This window comes from Kitasatospora sp. NPDC004531, assembly GCF_053602195.1.
The window spans coordinates 1-19,115 of sequence record NZ_JBSGDD010000114.1 but is presented as its reverse complement, the minus strand read 5'-3'; the positions used below and the strand labels follow the sequence as shown (position 1 = coordinate 19,115).

At 75.1% G+C, this 19,115-nt stretch carries 13 protein-coding genes, 1 tRNA gene and 1 pseudogene; 7 read left to right on the top strand and 8 right to left on the bottom strand.

The genetic code is table 11. The features are described 5' to 3' along the window. Positions 1–352: 352 nt before the first annotated feature. From ACWEMJ_RS30425 to ACWEMJ_RS30405, 5 genes and pseudogenes are all read right to left on the bottom strand, one after another. Positions 353–1,570 (bottom strand): annotated as a pseudogene (locus tag ACWEMJ_RS30425) (PP2C family protein-serine/threonine phosphatase); the annotation flags it as partial. Positions 1,571–1,830: 260 nt separating this feature from the next. Next, positions 1,831–3,120, bottom strand: coding sequence for an NAD(P)/FAD-dependent oxidoreductase (locus tag ACWEMJ_RS30420; RefSeq protein WP_452140345.1), 1,290 nt, complete (start codon positions 3,118–3,120; stop codon positions 1,831–1,833). A gap of 250 nt (positions 3,121–3,370) precedes the next feature. Next, positions 3,371–3,940 carry a hypothetical protein gene (locus ACWEMJ_RS30415; RefSeq protein ID WP_452140344.1) on the bottom strand — a complete coding sequence of 190 codons (570 nt, stop codon included), beginning with the start codon at positions 3,938–3,940 and terminating at the stop codon, positions 3,371–3,373. Next, positions 3,937–5,703 carry an alpha/beta hydrolase gene (locus ACWEMJ_RS30410; protein WP_452140343.1) on the bottom strand — a complete coding sequence of 589 codons (1,767 nt, stop codon included), beginning with the start codon at positions 5,701–5,703 and terminating at the stop codon, positions 3,937–3,939. Before ACWEMJ_RS30410 ends, ACWEMJ_RS30415 begins: the two co-directional genes overlap by 4 nt. Further along, entirely contained in the window at positions 5,703–6,227 is a 525-nt protein-coding gene (locus ACWEMJ_RS30405; RefSeq protein ID WP_452140342.1) for a hypothetical protein, read from the bottom strand. Before ACWEMJ_RS30405 ends, ACWEMJ_RS30410 begins: the two co-directional genes overlap by 1 nt. Positions 6,228–6,817: 590 nt before the next feature. Here ACWEMJ_RS30405 and ACWEMJ_RS30400 point away from each other — a divergent pair. Both ACWEMJ_RS30400 and ACWEMJ_RS30395 read left to right on the top strand, forming a co-directional pair. Continuing rightward, positions 6,818–7,603 (top strand): helix-turn-helix domain-containing protein, encoded by a 786-nt coding sequence (locus ACWEMJ_RS30400; protein ID WP_452140341.1) that lies wholly within the window; start codon positions 6,818–6,820, stop codon positions 7,601–7,603. 347 nt (positions 7,604–7,950) lie between these two features. Next, the gene (locus ACWEMJ_RS30395) at positions 7,951–9,939 is read left to right on the top strand and encodes a sigma-70 family RNA polymerase sigma factor (RefSeq protein WP_452140340.1); all 1,989 of its coding nucleotides are present in this window, start codon (positions 7,951–7,953) and stop codon (positions 9,937–9,939) included. A gap of 34 nt (positions 9,940–9,973) precedes the next feature. On the opposite strand, the gene ACWEMJ_RS30390 is transcribed toward ACWEMJ_RS30395, so the two are convergent. From ACWEMJ_RS30390 to ACWEMJ_RS30380, 3 genes are all read right to left on the bottom strand, one after another. Beyond that, the gene (locus tag ACWEMJ_RS30390; protein WP_452140339.1) at positions 9,974–10,669 is read right to left on the bottom strand and encodes a DsbA family oxidoreductase; all 696 of its coding nucleotides are present in this window, start codon (positions 10,667–10,669) and stop codon (positions 9,974–9,976) included. Between the two features lie 91 nt (positions 10,670–10,760). Continuing rightward, complete coding sequence (locus tag ACWEMJ_RS30385) at positions 10,761–11,249, bottom strand: universal stress protein (protein ID WP_452140338.1); 489 nt, start codon at positions 11,247–11,249, stop codon at positions 10,761–10,763. Between the two features lie 58 nt (positions 11,250–11,307). Next, a complete protein-coding gene (locus tag ACWEMJ_RS30380; RefSeq protein ID WP_452140337.1) occupies positions 11,308–13,389 on the bottom strand; it encodes an asparagine synthase-related protein in 2,082 nt (693 codons plus the stop codon). A gap of 638 nt (positions 13,390–14,027) precedes the next feature. Here ACWEMJ_RS30380 and ACWEMJ_RS30375 point away from each other — a divergent pair. The 5 genes from ACWEMJ_RS30375 to ACWEMJ_RS30355 all read left to right on the top strand — a co-directional run bounded on the left by ACWEMJ_RS30375 (position 14,028) and on the right by ACWEMJ_RS30355 (position 19,106). Next, positions 14,028–15,443, top strand: a complete 1,416-nt coding sequence (locus ACWEMJ_RS30375; RefSeq protein WP_452140336.1) for an MFS transporter — start codon at positions 14,028–14,030, stop codon at positions 15,441–15,443. A 14-nt stretch (positions 15,444–15,457) separates the two neighbouring features. Then, positions 15,458–16,654 (top strand): L-2-hydroxyglutarate oxidase, encoded by a 1,197-nt coding sequence (gene lhgO, locus ACWEMJ_RS30370; protein WP_452140335.1) that lies wholly within the window; start codon positions 15,458–15,460, stop codon positions 16,652–16,654. Between the two features lie 67 nt (positions 16,655–16,721). Then, positions 16,722–17,552 carry a tRNA (guanosine(46)-N7)-methyltransferase TrmB gene (gene trmB / locus ACWEMJ_RS30365; protein WP_452140334.1) on the top strand — a complete coding sequence of 277 codons (831 nt, stop codon included), beginning with the start codon at positions 16,722–16,724 and terminating at the stop codon, positions 17,550–17,552. Between the two features lie 181 nt (positions 17,553–17,733). After that, entirely contained in the window at positions 17,734–18,963 is a 1,230-nt protein-coding gene (locus tag ACWEMJ_RS30360; RefSeq protein WP_452140333.1) for a PrsW family intramembrane metalloprotease, read from the top strand. A 69-nt stretch (positions 18,964–19,032) separates the two neighbouring features. Next, a tRNA-Met gene (locus ACWEMJ_RS30355) sits at positions 19,033–19,106 on the top strand. The last annotated feature ends 9 nt before the right edge of the window (positions 19,107–19,115 follow it).

The following is a 19,115-nucleotide window of genomic DNA, read 5'->3' as shown; positions in this document are numbered from 1 at the left end:
GCCCTCCGGGCGCTTCGTTCTTTCGTGTTTCCAGCTTATCAGATGTTTTCCGCTCCGTTTTCCGGAGTTTCGATCCGACTTGCTGTTCGTCTTCCCGGCCTGACGGCCCGTCCGACGTTTCAAACTCTAGCCGATCCCCGCTCCGAAAAGCGAATCCGCCGCAATCTCCGAAAACACGCACAGCAAATACGAACGGAGACGCGAAAAGGACGCGACCCGCCACGGATCAACTGGGTGGTTCTCAAGGGATTGGCTGCCCCGGGACCGTCCACGCGGTTCACGCGTGCTCGGTGCTCCCTGTCAGGCAACTCGAAGAACCTTACAGAGCCGGGGGCTCGGAATCAAGTGCCACCTGGAAGACCAGGACGGCGACGTCGTCGTCGTGCTCGGCGGTGACGCCGAGGGCTCGCAGGAGGCGGGCGCAGACGATGTCGGGGGTGGCGACGGGGCCGGTGAGGGTGCGGGCGAGGTGGTCGATGCCCTGGTCGATGTCCTGGTCCCGGCGTTCGACCAGGCCGTCGGTGTAGAGGACGCCGGTGGTGCCGGGGAGCAGGCGGAGGGTGTGGGAGAGGTGGCCGGCGCCGCCGGTGCCGAGGGGTGGGCCGTTCTGTTCCTCGCCGCGCAGGACGGTGCCGTCGGGGGCGCGGAGCAGGAGGGGGAGGTGGCCGGCGGAGGCGTAGACGAGGGAGGTGCCGGCCGGGTCCCAGACGGCGTAGGTGCAGGTGGCGATCTGGTTGGCGTCGATCTCCATGGCGAGGCCGTCGAGCAGGGTCATCACTTCGTGCGGCGGGAGGTCGAGGCGGGCGTAGGCGCGGACGGCGGTGCGGAGCTGGCCCATGACGGCGGCGGCGCGCAGGCCGCGGCCCATCACGTCGCCGATGACGAGGGCGGTGCGTCCGCCGCCGAGGCCGATGACGTCGTACCAGTCGCCGCCGACGGCCGCGTCGGCTCCGCCGGGCTGGTAGGTGGCGGCGACGTGCAGGTCGGCGGGCTGTTCGAGTTTCTGCGGGAGCAGGCTGTGCTGGAGGGTGACGGCGGCTTCGCGTTGGCGGCGTTCGGCGTCGCGGAGGCGGCCGGCGGCCTGGACCTGGTCGGTGACCTCGGTGGCGAAGACCAGGACGCCGGTGGGGGTGCGGTGCTCGTCGGGGCCGAGCGGGACGCAGGCGATGTTGTAGTAGCGGTTGCCGCCGAGGCCGAGGATGCAGCGGGACTTGACGCTGCGGGCGCGGCCGCTGCGCAGCACCTGGTCGAGCAGGGGGAGGACGCCGAGGGCGGTGAGTTCGGGGAGGGCCTCGGCGGCGGGACGGCCGGGGGTGCGGGCGCCGAACAGGTCGCGGTAGGCGCGGTTGGCGTAGCCGAGCAGGTGGTGCGGACCGTGGGTGAGGGCGACGGGGGCGGGCAGGCGGCGCAGGACGTCGCGGAGGTCGTAGAGCTGCTCGGGGTCGCGGAGGTCGGGGCCGGAGCCGGCGGGGTCGCGCTGGCCGGGGACGGTGACGGGTTCGTCCGCGGTGGTGGGGGCAGTCCGCCACGCGGCTCCGGTGAGCCGGGCGCTCCAGCGCATGAGGTTCAACGTCGGCCGCTTCCTCGGAGGTACTGGTGTGGGGGTCGTTCCTGCTCGTGAGTCGATTCCGGTGTGATCATCACCTTGCGTACGCGGGGCGGCACATGGCGTGATGGGGCGATCCTGTCAGGCTCCGGGGTGATTCCGGAAGTCGAGCCCCCGGTACGGCGCGTTCCGGCGGTTGTGCGCCGGGGTGCGCTTCCGACGGGCCGCGGCAAGGGCGGCTGCGGCACGGCCGACCGCGGCAAGGGTGTTCGGGTGCGAGGCGGTCAGCTGCCGGGGCCGGCCGCTCCGGGCCCGGTGGTGAAGCCGGACTCGAACTCGGCACGCGGGTGCTCGATGGTGCCGAGCGCGACCACCTCGCGCGGGAACAGTCCGCCGAACATCCAGTCCATCAGCACCCGGACCCGGCGCTCCCGGCTGGGCAGGCGGCGCAGCTGGCGGACGCGGTGCAGCCACCAGGCGCGGCGGCCGGTGAGGCGGGCGCCGCGGCGGGTGTGCGCGACGGCGCGGCGCAGGCCCAGCGAGGTGGAGCAGGCGGGGTCGCCCGGCCGGTAGTCGGCGAGGGGTTGGCCGGCGAGCTCCGCGGCCAGGTTCTCGGCCAGCAACTTGGCCTGGGCGAGCGCGTGTTGGGCGTTGGGTGCGCAGGGCTGCCCGCCCTGGTCGGGGACGGCGGCGCAGTCGCCGGCGGCCCAGGCGCCGGCCAGCGGGGTGCCGTCGGGGTTGGCGATCCTGAGCGTGGGCAGGCAGGTGATCCGGCCGGCGTGGTCGAGCGGCAGGTCGGTGAGCGCGAGCACGGGCGCCGGGCGGATGCCGGCCGTCCAGACCAGGGTGCGGGCGGCGAAGCGGCCGCCGTCGGACAGCACCATGACCTGGTCGACGGCGGACTCCAGGGTGGTGGAGAGCCGGACGTCGATGTTGCGGTCGCGCAGGGCGGCGAGGGTGTGGGTGGCGAGTTCGGGGATCTCCTCGCTCAAAATCCGGTCGGTGGCCTCGACCAGCACCCAGCGGAGGTCCTCGGGCGTCAGGTTGTGGAAGCCCTTGGTGGCGGTGCGGGCCATGTCCTCCAGTTCGGCGAGGGCTCCGACGCCCGCGTAGCCGGCGCCGACGAACACGAAGGTGAGCGCGGCCTGGCGCAGTGCCGGGTCGCGGGTGGAGGACGCCAGGTCGAGCTGTTCCAGGACGTGGTTGCGCAGGGCGACGGCCTCGCCGACCGTCGCGAAGCCCATGCCGTGCTCGGCGAGGCCGGGGACGGGGGCGGTGCGGGAGACCGCGCCCGGGGCCATCACCAGGACGTCGTACGGGACTTCGGTGGGCAGCCGGAGCTCGCCGCGCGGCGCCGCGTCCACCCAGGCGGTGCGGGAGGCGTGGTCGATCCTGGTGACGCGGGCCGTCAGCACCCGGCAGTCCGGGAGCGCGGTGCGCAGCGGGACGACGACGTGGCGGGGGTCGATGGAGCCCGCCGCGACCTCGGCCAGCAGGGGCTGGAAGGTGAGGTACGGCTGCGGCTCGACGATCGTGATGTCCGCCCGGCCGTCCTTCAGCTGCGGGCGCAGCAGCTGCTGGAGGCGCAGCGCGGTGCTCAGTCCGGCGCAGCCGCCGCCGATGATCAGGATCCGAATGGGGCACCTCCGGCCGGCCCTCGGGTTGTGACCCGTTTCACGTTCCCCCTATGACGCACCCGGCGGTGGGGTCTTGTCCACACTCCGGGCCGGATCGGTCCGAATCCGGTCGGGAATGCGGCCCCGGAACGCACCGCGCCGCCCCGGCCGGGCAACTGGCGGGGGCGGCACGGGATTTGGGCGGGGGTCAGTGCGACCAGTACGGGTCGTCCTGCTCGCCGGCGGGAGTCCTGGTGGCTCCGGGGGACGGTTCGGGCGTCTGCTGGTCCTTGAACGGGGTGAGGGTGCCGGGGTCCTTCACCGGGTCCATCCCGGCTTCCAGGTGGACCACGCCGCCCTGGCCGATCGTCACCGTGGCCCAGGCCTCGCCCGGTGCGGCGGCGCCTACTCGTCGGGCGGTGTCGTCGCGGGTGACGGCGAAGCCCTGTGCTTTCCAGTAGTCGGTGAGTTCGCCCATCAGGAGCTCGGCCTTCCCGTCCGCGATCCGGGGTTCCAGGACGCGCTGTTTGGTCAGGCGGGCCTTCCCGGTCGGGTCGTGGGCCCAGTCGATGTGCGACTCGACGGAGTAGCCCACGTCCCGGTAGGCCACCGCCGGGGTGATGGCCTTCGTCGCCCCGTCGAGCAGAGCGTCGATGGTCGACTTGGCCGTGTCGAGCGCTGCCACCGGCTTGTCCTCGCGGAAGGTCGAGCAGCCGGTGACCAGTGGTCCGAACAGCAGAGCCGCGACGACGGCCGTGACGAGAATTCGTGCTTTCACCGTTGCTTCTGCCTCTCGACCTGGTTCGTGTGCCCGGAGACGATGTCGGCCATGTTGTCCAGTGACGCGCTGTTCTGGCCGTTCCGGTCGTGCTTCCAGTAGTCGGAGTGCGAGTCGAAGCCGAGGGGTCCGTCGGCGACGACGAAGCGGTTGGCTCCGAAGCCCTCGCTCACGGGGTCCTGGCCGAACCACAGGTGGTCCGGGTCGACGGTGTGTCCGACCCCGAAGCCCGCCAGCCCTCCGGTGATGATCCCGGCCGGCCCGAGCGGCGCTCCGGCGGCTGCTCCGGCACCCATCCCGATCGTTTCGCCGTCGCCCGGCAGTCGGGTGACCGGGTCGTTCTCCGCCGCGCCGACCCAGACGTGGCCGGGATCGATCCCGAGGTCGCCGGCCCGCCTCGCGCCCGTGCCGGGGCTGCCGACGAGGATGATGTCGTCCACCGGGATGCCGCCGGGTCGTTGGGCGGCCTGGCCCAGGGTCAGCGAGCCGTAGGAGTGGCCGAGCGCCGTCAGGTGGGCGGGCTCGCCTTCGTGCGAGGCGCGCAGCCCCTGCAGGAAGCTCTGGTACGCCTCGCCGCCCTGTTCGGCCCTCGCCGTTCCTGCGACGGCGAGGCTGTCCGCGGCCGGGAAGGCCTTCTGCGGGGCGTCGTAGCCCAGCCAGACGATGGAGGCGGTGGACCTGGTCCGGTCCTTGTTGTGCGCCGCCTCCCACAGGTCCTTCGCCCGGTCGCCGTCTGCGCCGCCGACGTCGCCGACCTTCGTCCCCAGGCCCGGCACGTAGGCGACCACGTCGTCGGCGGTGTCCGGGTTGCCGAAGGAGAGGGCTGCTCGGCCCTGCCCGTCCGTGCTCATCGCCAGCAGGTAGGGCTGGGGCTGGTCCCGCGAGGTCGCGTACTCCGCGTCCGCTTTCGCCAGCCGGTTCCGGACCTTGATGAAGCCGTCCAGCTTGTCCTGCTCCTCCGGGGTGCGGTGTTGCCGCCCCTCCAGGTCGGCGATGGTGCGGTCGAGGTTGGTGCGGTTGGCCTGGTCGCGGATGGGGGACGGGATGCCGTCGCGGTTGCCGATTTCTTGGGGGTGGGTCTGGAGGAGGCGTTGTTGTTCTTCCGGGGGGAGGTTCTTCCACCAGGTGTTGACCTCGGCCGGGGAGGCGCCCTTGGGGGGCATGCCTGCGAGGACGAGGTCTTCGCGGAAGGGGCGGCCGGTGATGTCGCCGAGGGCGGTGGCGGGGTCGAGGCCGTCGCCGGTGCGGGCGTTGTCGGTGTAGCGGCGCAGGCGTTCGGAGGTGACGAGGTCGGCGTGGTCGGCCTCGGTGAGGATCTGGGCGATGCGGCCGCCGATGGCGAGGGCGGTGGTCTGCCGGAGTTGTTCGCGGACCAGGGTGTCGACGTCGTTGCCGGGGCCGGTGGGCGGTGGCCAGGAGACCGAGCCGTCGTCGGCGACCCGGTAGCCGTCGGCGGTGGCGTCGGCGAGGGCGGTGCGGAGTCTGTTCTGGGCGAGCAAGAAGGCTTCGGCGCCTTCGCGCAGGACGGGGGCGATCAGGTGCAGTTCCTGGGCGGCCGCGCCGAGTTTGGTGGTGGTGGCGTGCAGGGAGGTGCCGGCCCGGTCGGCGGCGTGGCCGGTCCAGCCGGAGTCGCGGACGCGGGCGTCGACGCCGGTGGCCCAGGTGTCGCCGTGTCGGGCGAAGGCGTCGGCGAGGCGGGTGTAGGCGTCGGCGGCGGCGAAGAGGGCGTCGGGGCTGGTGTTCTGAAGGGTGCGGATGTCCATCAGAGGTCCCTCCCGAGGGTGCCGGGGCGGGCCTGGGCGGCGGGGTCCAGGAGGCGGCGGGCCTGTTCGGCCTGGTCCGGCGGCAGCAGGTGGGGGCCCATGGTGGGCGGTGGTGTGTCGAAGGCGGTGCGGAAGCGTTCGATCTGCTCGGGTGTCGCCGGGTACGGTGCGCCGACGACGGGCCGCGGCTGGTCGAAGGGGCGCGACGGCGCGGGGCCCGGGCGTCCGATGCCGGTGCCCGCGGGGACGGCCGGGACGTCGACGGCGGTCATCTCGCGCACAGAGTTCTGGTCGCCCTTGCGGTAGTTGGCGGCGGTGCGGATCAGCTTGTCGCCCTGGGAGTCCATTTCCCGGGAGAGGTTGTCGAGCAGGCGTTTCCATTCGTCGGTGCAGGAGTTGAGCTCGATGCCGGTGCGCCAGCCGCGGAGGCTGCTCTCGGCGCCGTCGGAGGCGGCCAGGATGCCGCCGGTCTCGCCGGGCACGGCCTCGGCGGTGTGCTGCGCGGTGCGGCCGGACTGTTCCAATTCGTCGGGGGAAACGGTGAATCCGCTTCCCCCGCTCCCCCCGGGTGCTGCTTGCCGCATCATGACCCCCCATGTGGTCGGCAAATGTGTGTGGTTGTTGTGCGCGTGCGTCGGTCACGCTAGCGAGGAACGGGCGTTCGCACCCCGGAAACGTGTACGTTCGATCGGTTCGCCGCCGGGGGTGGCGGCGTCGGTGCGGGTGACGATTCGTCAAGATCCGGCAAAGGATGACAAGTCGGGGCGGGTCGGGGGGACTTGGGGCCGGATGCTCGGGCTGTGATCCGTCTCACGCGGACCGGTGGGTGGTGCTGGGGTGGTTTGTCCGGAGTCGGGGCGGGGTCGGACGGTTGCGCGCGGTGAGGGGTCCACTTCTGCGGCGAACTTCCTTGAACTATGGTCGGATTGTGGTTCGGACCGTCGATGGTGCCGGTCCATGTACCAGCGAGCCCGGTGGCGTCGGTGCGACTGCCCGGGAGCCGTCCGGGGAAGGTAGTGCGCGGACGTCGGACGAGACCGGTGTCGGCAGCGCACGCCAGGGGGCGCAGTGACCGTTCGGGTGCCCGGAACGGGGTGCCTCGGGGGAGGTTGGCATGTCGGAGCAGGAGCAGTTGGCCGAGCGGTCGCCGGACGCCGCGTTCGGGAGGACCGCCGTGGATGTGGTGCCGGAGCAGCGCGGGCCGAGTACGCGGGAGCGGTTCGCCTTCCCGCAGGGTGAGCGCCCCGGTGAGGCCGGGCGCGGTTCCCGGCTGCGGGTGGACGCCCGGCGGAACCTGGAGAGTGTGCTGCGGGCCGCGCGCGAGGTGTTCGGCGAGCTCGGGTACGGGGCGCCGATGGAGGAGGTCGCGCGCCGGGCCGGGGTCGGGGTCGGCACCGTGTACCGGCGCTTCCCGAGCAAGGAGGTGCTGGTCCAGCGGATCGCCGCCGAGGAGGTGTCCTGGCTGACGGCGCAGGCCCGCGAGTCGCTGTACGGCGGGCTGAACGGGCCGTGGGACGCGCTGGCGGGGTTCCTGCAGCGGGCCGCCGCCTCGGGTGCGGGCCGGCTGCTGCCGCCGGAGGCGTTCCGCTACGCCGAGGAGATCGGCCGGGTGCCGGAGCAGCGCGGCAGTGAGCTGCGGGCGTTCGCCGGGGCGCCGGAGCCGGAGATCGAGCAGAGCGCGGATCCGCGGCTGCTGCTGCAGTTGCTGGCGGCGCTGGTGGCCCGGGCGGGCGCGGCGGGCGAGTTGCGGCCGGGGGTGACGGTGGCGGACGTGGTGCTGGTGCTGACCGCGGCGGTGCCGGTGCACGCGTCGGCGGCGCTGGCGGCCGGGGAGGACGGCGAGGGCGGGGCCGGCAGCCGGCTGTTGCAGATCCTGCTGCAGGGCCTGCGCGCGGCCTGAACCGGCACTGTGCGTCCGGCAGTTGACGGGCGGGCGGGGGCCGACGGAAGACGGTCGGTACGCGTCCGGTCGCGCCGTTCGGGTGACGGAGGGCCGCCGGGCGTAGCGTACGGAGCGGGCGGCGCGCGAGACTGTCCGGATACGCGCGGTGCCTGCGCCGTCGGCCCCCGAACACCTCGGCGAGCGGCGGCACGGAAGAGTGGGTCCGACTCCGGGCGGCTACCGGTGGTCGCTCCGCTATGCCATTCTTTGCCCGTGGTTGGAGCCATTGTCCCGTTGCGTACCGTGATCGCCGTCGACTTCGAGCGGCGGTCCGTGTCGCGCGCCGTGCGACCCGGCGGTGCCAGGTGAGTCCCGAGGAGCAGGGCGAGGGCGGGGAGTTCGGCTCCGGGCTGGGTGCGCCGGGGCAGGTCCCGGACCAGGCCGGCAGTCCGGCCCGGGAGTCGCTGACCGGCCGGGTTCCGGGTCAGGCCCCGGCCGGGCAGGGCGGGGTCACTCCGGAGGCGTTCATCGTCGAGGAGCTGTCGGCGCGTTCCACGGTGCCGCCGCCGGCCGATCCGGTGGACGGTGAACGCCCGCCGTCGGACGCCGAGTTGACCGCTCTGGTGCGGGCCGGCGACGACACCGCGTACGAGGAGATCTACCGCCGGCACGCGGACGCGGTGCGCCGGTACGCGCGGACCTGCTGCCGGGACAGCTTCACCGCCGAGGACCTCGCGGGCGAGGTGTTCGCCCGCACCCTGCAGGCGTTGAAGGCGGGCAAGGGGCCGGAGTTCGCGGTCCGCGCCTACCTGTTGACGGCGGTGCGCAACGTCGCGGCGGCCTGGGGGCGTTCGGACCGGCGCGAGCAACTGGTGGACGACTTCGCGACGTTCGCCGAGGCGTCCGCCGCCACCGTCGAGTTCGACCTGGCCGACCCGGGCGCGGACGCCTGGGCGCTGGCGATGGCCGACCAGCGCATGGTGATGCGGGCGTACGCGGAACTCCCGGAGGACGACCGGGTGGTGCTCTGGCACACCGAGGTCGAGCGGGAGTCGCCGAAGACGGTGGCGGTGATGCTCGGCAAGACCGCCAACGCGACGGCCGTGCAGGCGCACCGGGCCCGGGACCGGCTGGCCGCGGCGTTCCTGCAGGCGCACGTGTCGGGCAGCCAGGAGTCGGGCTGCGCCGGGTACGCGAACCGGCTGGGCGCGTACGCGCGCGGCTCGCTGCGCAAGCGGGCGTCGGCGGAGGTCGGCAAGCACGTCCAGGACTGCAACCGGTGCACGGCCGCGTACCTGGAGCTGGCGGACATCAACCACAGTCTGCGGGCGGTGCTGCCCGGCGGCGCGCTGCTGTGGGTCGGCGCGGGCTGGTTCACGGCCGCGGCGGCCGCGGTCGGCACCGGGGTCGCCGTCACGGGCGCGGTGGCCGGCGGAACGGTCGCGGCCGGTGGCGGCACCACGGCGGCCGCCGGTGGCGCGGCGGCCGGTGGCGGTTCGTCCGGCGGCGGTGCGGCCGCGGCGGCCGGCGAGGGGCTGGGGACGGCCGCCAAGGCCGGGATCGCGGCGGGCATCGCGGTGGTGGCGGCGGCCGTCGCCGCGTTCGCGCTGACGGGTACGCCCGAGCCGACGCCGCCGGTGGCCGCGCCGCCGCCGGTCAGCGCCGCGCCGGAGGTCCCCGCGCCGGCCACTCCGACCCCGGCGCCGGTGCGGACGACCGCCCCGGCTCCGCCGCCGTCCCCGGCGGCCTCGCCGTCGCCGAGCCCGTCGCCGAAGGCCTCCACGCCCTCGCGGACGCCCAGCCCGGCGCCGTCCAGCGCGCAGCCCCGCACGCCCGATCCGGAGCTGCCGCCGGCCTCGCCGCCCGCGTCGCCGAGCCCGAGTCCGAGCCCGAAGCCGAGCCCGTCCACCTCGGCGGTCACCCGGTTCTGGCTGGACGAGCTGCCGGTGAACCGCGGGCACCGCGACGCGGCGAACACGCCGAGCATCCGGGGCTCCGGGTTCGTCCTGCAGTGGCCGGGCACGTGGATGCAGGGCGAGTACTACCGGCATGTGCTGGCGGTCCAGGTGCCGTCCCGGGTGACCATCGACCTGAACCGCAGCTGCCGGTCCTTCGACGCCGTCGCCGGGCTGGACGGCTTCGGGATGACGTTCGGCCGGGCGGTCTTCTCGGTGCAGGGCGGCAACGGTGAAGTGCTGTGGAGCTCCGGCGAGTTGTCCGGGAGCGACGACCCGGTCAAGGTGCACGCCGCGCTGGCCGGGCAGACCTCGATCCGCCTGGTGGTCACCCCGGCCCGCGGCTCCGTCCAGGTGGTGGACCTGGCGGACTGGGCGCAGGCCTCGCTCGACTGCTGAGGGCCGCGGGGCGGCGGGGCGGCGGGGCGGCTGCTCAGATCTGGCAGCTGCCGTCCGCGCAGGTCTCCCCGGCCGGGGTGATCGGGGTGATCTGCCGGGCGGTCTCGGCCTCGACCTGGCGCAGGACCTGGAGGAACGTTTCGGCCTCCTGGCCGCCCTGGACGGCCCACTTGCCCTCGAAGACGAAGGTCGGGACGGCGGTGACGCCGATCGCGCGGGCCTCGGCGAGCTGGGCCAGCGTCTCGGCCTCGCCCTCGTCGCCCGCCAGGTAGCCGGCGGCGCGCTCGCGGTCGATGCCGGTCTCGGCGGCGAGGTCGGCCAGCGCCTCGACGTCGCCGACGTTGACGCCCTCGGTGAAGTGGGCCTTCAGCAGGCGCTCCTTGAGGGCGGCCTGCACGGCGGCGCCGTACTCGGTCTCGGCGAGGTGCAGCAGGCGGTGCGCGCGCAGCGTGTTGACCTCGACCGCCCGGTCGAAGTCGTAGTCGATGCCGATGCTCCGGCCGACCTCGGTGATCCGGTCGTCCATCGCGAGCGACTGCGGCCCGTAGCGCTCGGCGAGCCACTCGCGGTGCGGGCGGGCCTGCTCGGGCGCGTCGGGCACCAGCTGGTAGGGGCGGAAGACCACCTCGACGCCGTCCTTGCCCTCGAAGCGCTCCAGGGCCTGCTCGAAGCGCCGCTTGCCGACGTAGCACCAGGGGCAGGCGATGTCCGAGTAGATTTCGACCTTCATGGCGGGGCGGGCTCCTGTCAGGGGTGGTTCACGGCGGCCGGACGGCCTGCGCCGAACGGGTGAACGCTCAACCATCCGCCGTCATTCCTGGTCAGGGCTCCTCGGCGGGCGCCGGGACGACCAGCACGGGGCAGCCCGCGTGGTGCACGGCGGCGGTGCTGACCGAGCCGAGCAGCAGCCGGGCGAAGCCGCCGTTGCCCCGGGTGCCGAGGACCAGGGTGTGCCGTCCGTTCGCGGCCTGGAGCAGCACGTCCACCACGTTGCCGAGCACCACGTGCAGGGTGAGCTGCCCGGCGTAGGGGCGGGGGCGGGCGGCCTGGACGGTGGCGACGGCGCGGCGCAGGCCGTCCGACATGCTGGCGGTGAGGCGCTGCACGCTCTCCTGCACGAGGTCGGCCATGCCGGGCGGGTAGCCGGTGGGCGAGGGGTTGACCACGGCGAGCACGTGCAGCGGCAGGCGGTGCGCCTCGGCCTCGGTCATCGCCCGGTCGAGCGCCCAGAGCGAGGCGTCGGAGCCGTCGCAGGCGTTGAGGACGGCGGCGCCGGGCGGCGGGGCGTCGGTGCTGACGGGGAGGGTCATGGGCGCGACGCTAGCGGCTGGGCCGGGCGGGGCCGGGCAGGCACGACAGCGGGCCCGGTCAGCCCTCCAGCATGGTGCGGCGCGGGGCGGGCAGGCCGGTCCAGGCGGAGCCGGGGCGGCGGGCGGCGAGGCGGCGCAGCCAGACTTCGACGGCGATCAGTTCGGCGAGCGCGGCGAGGGTGGCGGCCGGGGCGTCCTGGGCGGGGTCGGTGGCGGTGGCGAGGGCCTTGCGGACGGCGGGGGCGTCGATCAGTCCGGCCTCGCCGAGCAGCGGGCGGTCGAGCAGTTCGGTGAGGGCGGGGGCGGCGGCCCGGATGCCGTCCCGGGCGGGGGCGTGCCGGTCGGCGCCGGTGGTGCGTCCCCAGGTGGCGGGCAGGTCGGTGCGGCCGGCGCCGGCCAGGACGGCGGACAGCAGCGAGGCGCGGGCGCCGGGTTGCAGGCGGAACTCGTCGGGGAGCAGCCGGGCGGCGCGGACCACCTGGTTGTCGAGGAACGGGGCGTGCAGGCGTTGGCCGTGCTGCTCGGTGGCGTGCACCAGGGTGCGGTAGTGGGCGGCGTGCCGGTGCAGGGCGTGCCGGGCGCGGCGGGCGCCGGGCGGTTCGGTGGGGGTGCGGTCGCGGGCGGCGGTGCGCAGGTGCTGGGCGAGCGCGGCGAGGGGTTCCTCGGCGAGCAGGTGGGCGGCCGGGCCCGGCCGGTGCCAGGCGAGGTCGGCGGCCAGGGCGCGGCCCATGGTGGCGGGTTCGCCGGGTTCGTGCCGGAGGGTCAGGTGGAGCGCGAGGTCGTCGAGGGCGTCGGCGCAGCGGGTGCGGGCCAGCCGGCGGGCGGCGCGCAGCACGGTGACGGGGGTGTGCAGGGCGCCGGTGAGCGGGCCTGCGGTGGCGCGGTCGGCGCCGGCCAGGGCTGCGACGGGGGCGAGCAGGTGCAGCGGGCGGCCGGCCAGCAGCAGGTCGGCGAGGCGGGCGGGGTGGCCGTCGAGGACCTGCCGGGCGCCGTGGCCGGTGAGGTGGTCGGCGCCGCCCGCCCGGTGGACGGCGGTGTAGCGGGCGGCGTGCAGCAGGGCGGGGCCGGGTTCGTCGGTGAGCGGCCCGGCGAGGGGGTCGTCGAGCCCGTCGTAGGGGAGGGCTGGCGGGACGACGAGGTGGTGCAGCCGCGGCGCGTGGACGGCGAGCGCGAGTCCGTCGGCGGTGCCGGTGGTGACGGCGGGCAGCGGCTCGGGTTCGGGCCGGTCGTCGGCGGTGCGGGCCCAGGAGCCGCGGACGGCGCCGGTGCGGGCGGCGGGCCGCTCCAGCGCGGTGCCGCCGCGGGCGCCGACGGGCAGCGGGACGGCGGCGGCGAGCAGGGCGACGGTGGCGGACGCGGTGCCGTAGGAGAGGTCGACGCCGAGCCGGGGCCGGGCGCCGGGCGCGGTGGCGCGGACCCGGCAGCGGACGGCTTCCAGCAGGGCGCGGGTGAGTTCGCGGACGGCGGGGGCCTCGGCGGGCGCTTCGGCGGGCTCGTCGGGGTGGGCGGTGTGGTGGGCGCGTCCGCCGCGGATGCCGAGGGCGTGGCCGGGCGGCACCCGGCGCACGCCCCGGAAGGGGGTGCGGTCGCCGAGCGCCTCGGGGGTCTCGGGGGTGGCGAGCCGGGCGGCCAGGTGGGCGGCGTCCAGGGGTGCGCCGACCAGGTCGGCGAGCGGCAGGGCGGCGGTGGCCCAGGCGGTGCCGCCGGCGAACGGGGTGTGGAAGACGGGTTGGACGCCGGCCAGGTCGGTGAGCAGCACGGTGGAGCGGGGTCCGGTCCGCAGCACGACGGTGTAGCTGCCGGGCCAGTGGGTGAGGTGGCGCAGCGCGCCGCCGCGGGCGGCGGCCAGGCCGTCGGCGAGTTCGCGGTCGGTGGCGCCGCAGCGGCCGGCGACGGCGAGGCGCAGGGTGGCGGGGGTGTCCCGGGCGGTGCGGTCGGCGGGGTCGCCGGGGTCGAGTCCGCCGCGGACGACGGCGGGGGCGCCGGGGCGGAGCACGGCGAGGCGGAGTTCGTCGGGGCGCCAGTCACCGACGGCCCAGAGCGGGTCGGGGCCGCCCCAGAGCAGGGTGCCGGCGATCGGCCGGACCGCGGCGAGGGCCGGGTCTGCGGTCGGGCCGCTCCAGCCGGTGAGCCACCGCATCGCGCCTCCGTGGTGCTTCGGGCGCGCGGCGAACATCCGGTTGTGTGCAGGAAATTGGCGCACCGTCAGGAGACATCGTGCCACCGGTGGGCGGAAAAGGAGTCGCACGGCCCGGGCCGCCCCCTCCGGGGCCCGGGCCGTGCGGGTCCTCGAACTCCCGTCCGGGGCACGGCCGGTGGCCGCACGGCGCGGTGCGGGAGCGGTCCGTGGACGCCGCGTCGCGACCGAGATTTGGCCGAAAGGCGTCGCACAGCCCGGGAGGGCATCCGCATGCCCTCCCGGACGCGCCGCTGCCCGCGGGGATTGAGGCAGCGTTTCCCCCGGCCCGCCGGGTCCTCGGCGGCGGGCCGATCCACAGGCACCAGCGAATCGCCCACCTGCCGCTGCGGCCAGGGAGCACGGATGGCGCACACGGGCACGGGACCGGAGCACGGGCGTCCGGCAGGTGTCCGCGGAACGTTCGGCGGGCACCCGCCCGCCCGTCGTGGACGCAGCGCGTTCCCGCCAACCGGAATGCGGGCTCTTAACCGTGGGAACGCGGGCGACTACGCTAGGTGCAAGCAGTCCGGTGGCGTGCTGCTGCCGTCGCGACTCGCCGCCATCCGCGCACGACGTCGCCAGGGGGTGCCACCGCCACCATGACCGTCAGCTCACGAGGGCCGAACGACCGGCTCGGCGCCCTTCTCTCACTCGCCCAGATCAGCAACGCCGGGCTCGCCCGCCGGGTCAACGACCTGGGCGCGCAACGCGGCCTGACCCTCCGCTATGACAAGACCTCGGTGGCCCGCTGGGTCACCAAGGGCATGGTGCCGCAGCGCCCCGTGCCGCACCTGATCGCCACCGCGCTCGGCAACAAGCTCGGCCGCCCGGTGCCGCTGGAGGAGATCGGCCTGGCCGACTCGCACCCCACGCCCGAGCTCGGCCTGGAGTTCCCGCGCGAGGTCCCGGAGGCGGTCCGCTCCGCCACCGAGCTCTGGCGCGTCGACCTCGACCTGCGGCGCGGCCCCGGCGGCGGCCGGTGGAGCGACAGCCTGGCCGGCACCTTCTCGGTCGCCGCGTACGCGACGCCCGTCTCCCGCTGGCTGATCACCCCCGCCGACGGCTCGGTGGCCCGCGAGGCCGGCCCCGACCTGTCCGGCCACCGGGTCGGGCACGCGGACGCCGCGAAGCTCCGCGAGGCCGCCCAGGAGGCCCGCCGCTGGGACTCCAAGTACGGCGGCGGCGACTGGCGTTCCTCGATGGTCCCGGAGTGCCTGCGGGTGGAGGCCGCGCCGCTGCTGCTCGCCTCCTACAGCGACGCGGTCGGCCGGGCGCTGTTCGGCGCCACCGCCGAACTCACCAGGCTGGCCGGGTGGATGGCCTTCGACACCGGCCAGCACGAGGCCGCCCAGCGCTACTACATCCAGGCGCTGCGGCTGGCCCGGGCGGCCGGCGACGTGCCGCTCGGCGGGTACGTGCTGGCCTCGATGAGCCTGCAGGCCTCCTACCGCTCCTTCCCGGACGAGGCCGTCGACCTCGCCCAGGCCGCGCTGGAGCGCAACCGGGGCCTGGCCACCGCCCGCACCATGAGCTTCTTCCACCTGGTCGAGGCCCGCGCCCACGCCAAGGCCGGCAACGCCACCGCCTGCGGCACCGCCCTCTCCGCCGCCGAGGCCGCCCTCGACCGGGCCCGCCCCGGCGACCTCGACCCGACCTGGATCGACTTCTACGCCTACGACCGCCTCGCCGCCGACGCCGCCGAGTGCTTCCGCGACCTCGGAGTGCCGTCCAAGGTCCGGCAGTTCACCCGCGAGGCGCTGGCCCGCCCCACCGAGGGCTTCGTCCGCTCGCACGGCCTGCGGCTGATCGTCTCCGCGATGGCCGAGGCCGAGGCCGGCGACCTGGACGCCGCCGTGGCCGCCGGCGAACGGGCCGTCGAGGTCGCCGGGCGGATCTCCTCGCACCGCAGCCGCGAGTACGTGGTCGAGCTGCTGCGCCGCCTGGAGCCCTACCAGAACGAGCAGCGGGTCAAGGAACTCACCGAACGCGCCCGGCTGGTCCTCACCAGCGGCTGACGAAGGGTCCGTTCGTGAAGCACGACGTCCAGGTGCTGGTGGTCGGCGGCGGCATCGTCGGCCTGTCCACCGCGTACGCGCTCACCCGCTCCGGCGCCACCGTCACGGTGCTGGAGAAGGAGAGCGCCCTCGCCGCCCACCAGAGCGGACGCAACAGCGGCGTCATCCACAGCGGCGTCTACTACCGGCCCGGCTCGCTCAAGGCCCGGTACGCCACCGAGGGGGCCCGCCAGATGGTCGAGTTCTGCCGCGAGCAGGGCATCGCCCACGAGGTCACCGGCAAGCTCGTCGTCGCCACCGAACCGGACGAACTCCCCCGCCTCGCCGCGCTCGCCGCGCGAGGCCGGGCCAACGGCATCCCGGTCCGCGAGCTCGACCCGGCCGGTATCCGCGCGCACGAACCCGAGGTCACCGGGCTGGCCGGCCTGCACCTCGCCACCACCGGCATCTGCGACTACCCGGCCGTGGCCCGCCGCTACGCCGCGCTCGCCGGCGAGCGCGGCGCCGAACTCCGGCTCGCCACCCCGGTGCTGGGCATCGCCCGGCGGGCGGACGGGGTCACCGTCACCACGCCCACCGGCGAGATCCGCTGCGCGGTGCTGGTCAACTGCGCCGGGCTGCACAGCGACCGGATCGCCCGGATGGCCGGCGACGACCCCGGCGTCCGGATCGTGCCGTTCCGCGGCGAGTACTACGAACTCGCGCCCGCCCGCCGGGCGTTGGTGCGCGGCCTGGTCTACCCCGTCCCCGACCCGGCCTTCCCGTTCCTCGGCGTCCACCTCACCCGGGGCGTCCACGGCGACGTCCACGTCGGGCCGAACGCCGTTCCCGCCCTCGCCCGCGAGGGCTACGACTGGCGGACGGTCGACCTGCGCGACCTCGCCGGGACGATCCGCTTCCCCGGCGCCTGGACGATCGCCCGGCGGCACTGGCGCTACGAACTCGGCGAGCTCCACCGCTCCCTCTCCAAGCGCGCCTTCACCACCGCCGTCCGCCGCCTGCTCCCCGCCGTCACCGAGGCCGACCTCCTCCCGACCACCGCCGGCGTCCGCGCCCAGGCCGTCGCCCGCGACGGCACCCTCCTCGACGACTTCGCCTTCGCCGGCACCGGCCGCACCGTCCACGTCCTCAACGCGCCCTCGCCCGCGGCGACGGCCTCGCTGGCGATCGGGCGGGAGGTCGCGCGGCGGGCACAGGCCGCAGCGGGGTGAAGCGCGCGGGCAGGGGAGCCGCCGGCCTCGAAATCCGACAATCGGGCTCCCGTAGACTCGGGTGATTGTGACTTCCTCCGCCCCCAGCCCCCAGTTGCCCGCTTCGGCCCGGCTGTCCGCCGCCCCGGCGGCGTACCCCGCGCCGATGTACCCGCACAAGGCCACCGAGGCCCAGCACCGTGAGCAGCGGATCCGCAGTTTCCAGCCGCGTCGTGGTCGGATGACCAAGGCGCAGGCGGGGGCGCTGGACCGCGGCTGGGAGCGTTTCGGCCACGCCATCGACGGGACGCCGATGGACCTGAAGGCGATGTTCGACGGCCGGCCGGTGACGTTGGAGATCGGTTTCGGGATGGGCGACACCACGGCCGCGATGGCGGCGGCCGACCCGTCCTCGGGGATCCTCGCGGCGGACGTGCACACCCCGGGCCACGGCAACCTGCTGCAGTTCCTGGAGCGCGACGGTTCGGAGAACGTCCGGCTCGCGGCGGGCGACGCGGTGATCCTGCTGCGCGACATGCTCACGGACGCGTCGCTGGCGGGCCTGCGGGTGTACTTCCCGGACCCGTGGCCGAAGCCGAAGCACCACAAGCGCCGGCTGATCCAGGAGTCGTTCCTGGAGCTGGTGCTGCCGCGGCTGGCCCCGGGCGCGCTGGTGCACTGCGCGACCGACTGGGAGCCGTACGCGGAGCAGATGCTGGCGGTGCTGGAGGCGTCGCCGGAGCTGGAGAACCTGCACCCGGAGGGCGACGGTTCGCCGTGGCTGGAGCCGGCGGAGCACCCGGAGGACACCGTCCCGGGTTACGCGCCGCGCCCGCAGTGGCGCCCGGTGACCAAGTTCGAACGGGCCGGCCTGGCCAAGGGCCACGTCGTCCACGACCTGCTGTTCCGCCGCCGCTGACCCCTGCCCGGCCGCGTCCCGCGACGCACGGGGCCCGCGAGAGTTGACGGCCGGGCGATCCGGGTAGGACAACTGCGGGGCGGCGTCCGCCGTTTCGCCTTGCTGACGGAGTGTCGCCGCGGGGGTGCGGATTGTTTTCTCCGCTCCCCTGCGAGCGGAGCATTCCCCTACGCTTCTGCGGGTGAGCAGTCCGCCCGGCGGCAAGGCCTCCCCCAGCCTGCCCGTAGGGGTCGTCGCCATGGCCGCCGATCCGCCGTCGTCCCCCACCGGCGCTCGGCCCGTTCCCGGGTCGAGGGCGCGCCGGCGCGGTGGGCTGTCCCGGTGGCCGCGGTCGGCGGTGGGGCGGATCCCGGGGCAGCGCGGGGCGCGGGTGGTGCGGGTCGCGCCGGCGTTGGCGCGCCGGCTGTGGCCGTTGCGGCGGCCGGCGGTGTCCTCGGCAGTGGCGGCGTTGGCGCTGGCCGGGTCGGGGGTGCTGATCCTGCACCTGGTGCAGCGGCAGACCGGGACGACGGGGCTGCTGGTCGGCCTGGCGCTGGCGCTGCTGCCGCTGCCGTTCGTGCTGGGGTCGTTGGCGTGGTTGAACCAGACGGCGCGGGTGCCGCTGCGGCACAGCGTGTTCTGTCTGGCCTGGGGGGCGTGCGCGGCGACCACGGTGGCGATCCTGGCGAACGGCTGGGCGAGCGATTTCCTGGTCGCGCACCAGGGGGCGCGCGGCGAGACCTGGGGGTCGGAGTTCGCGACGCCGCTGATCGAGGAGGTGGCGAAGGGCTCCGCGCTGTTGATGCTGCTGTTGCCGCTGCGGCGGCGGCACCGGTGCGAGCCGGATCGGCCGTGCGGCCGGCTGCGTCGCCTGCTGTGGCACCGGCAGGGCGTCCCGGACCGTCCGGCGGCGCTGTTCCGGCCGGCCCCGGCGGGGCGGCAGCGGGCCCGTTCGCGGCCGCGCACCTTGGCGGCGGGGGCAGTGCTGGGCGGGGTGACGGCGTCGGGGTTCGCGTTCACCGAGAACGCGCTGTACCTGGGGCGGGCGTTCACCGCGGACCGGCAGGCCCGGCTGGACGCGATCGGCCTGGGCCGGACGCCGAGCCTGCGGGACTTCGACGGGACGGTGCACACCTTCGTGCTGCGGGCCCTGCTGTCGCCGTTCGCGCATCCGCTGTTCACCGCGCTGGCCGGGATCGGCCTGGCGGTGACGCTGACCACCGGCCGCCGCTGGGCGGCCCGGCTGGGCGCCCCGGCGGGGCTGCTGCTGGCGATGGGCCTGCACGGGGCGTGGAACGCGGCGGCCGGGCTGGGCACCGACGGCTTCCTGCTGGTCTACGGGCTGGTGATGGTGCCGTGCTTCGCCGCGCTGGTCTGCTTCGCGGTGTGGGCGCAGACCCGCCGCACCCGCCAGCCGACCGGGCCCGGCTGACCTGCGGGAGCCCCCGCGGGGAACGGATTTCCCTTTCTCGCCGGAGTCACGTAGAGTCGTGTTCACCGACGCGGGGTGGAGCAGCTCGGTAGCTCGCTGGGCTCATAACCCAGAGGTCGCAGGTTCAAATCCTGTCCCCGCTACTCAGTAGC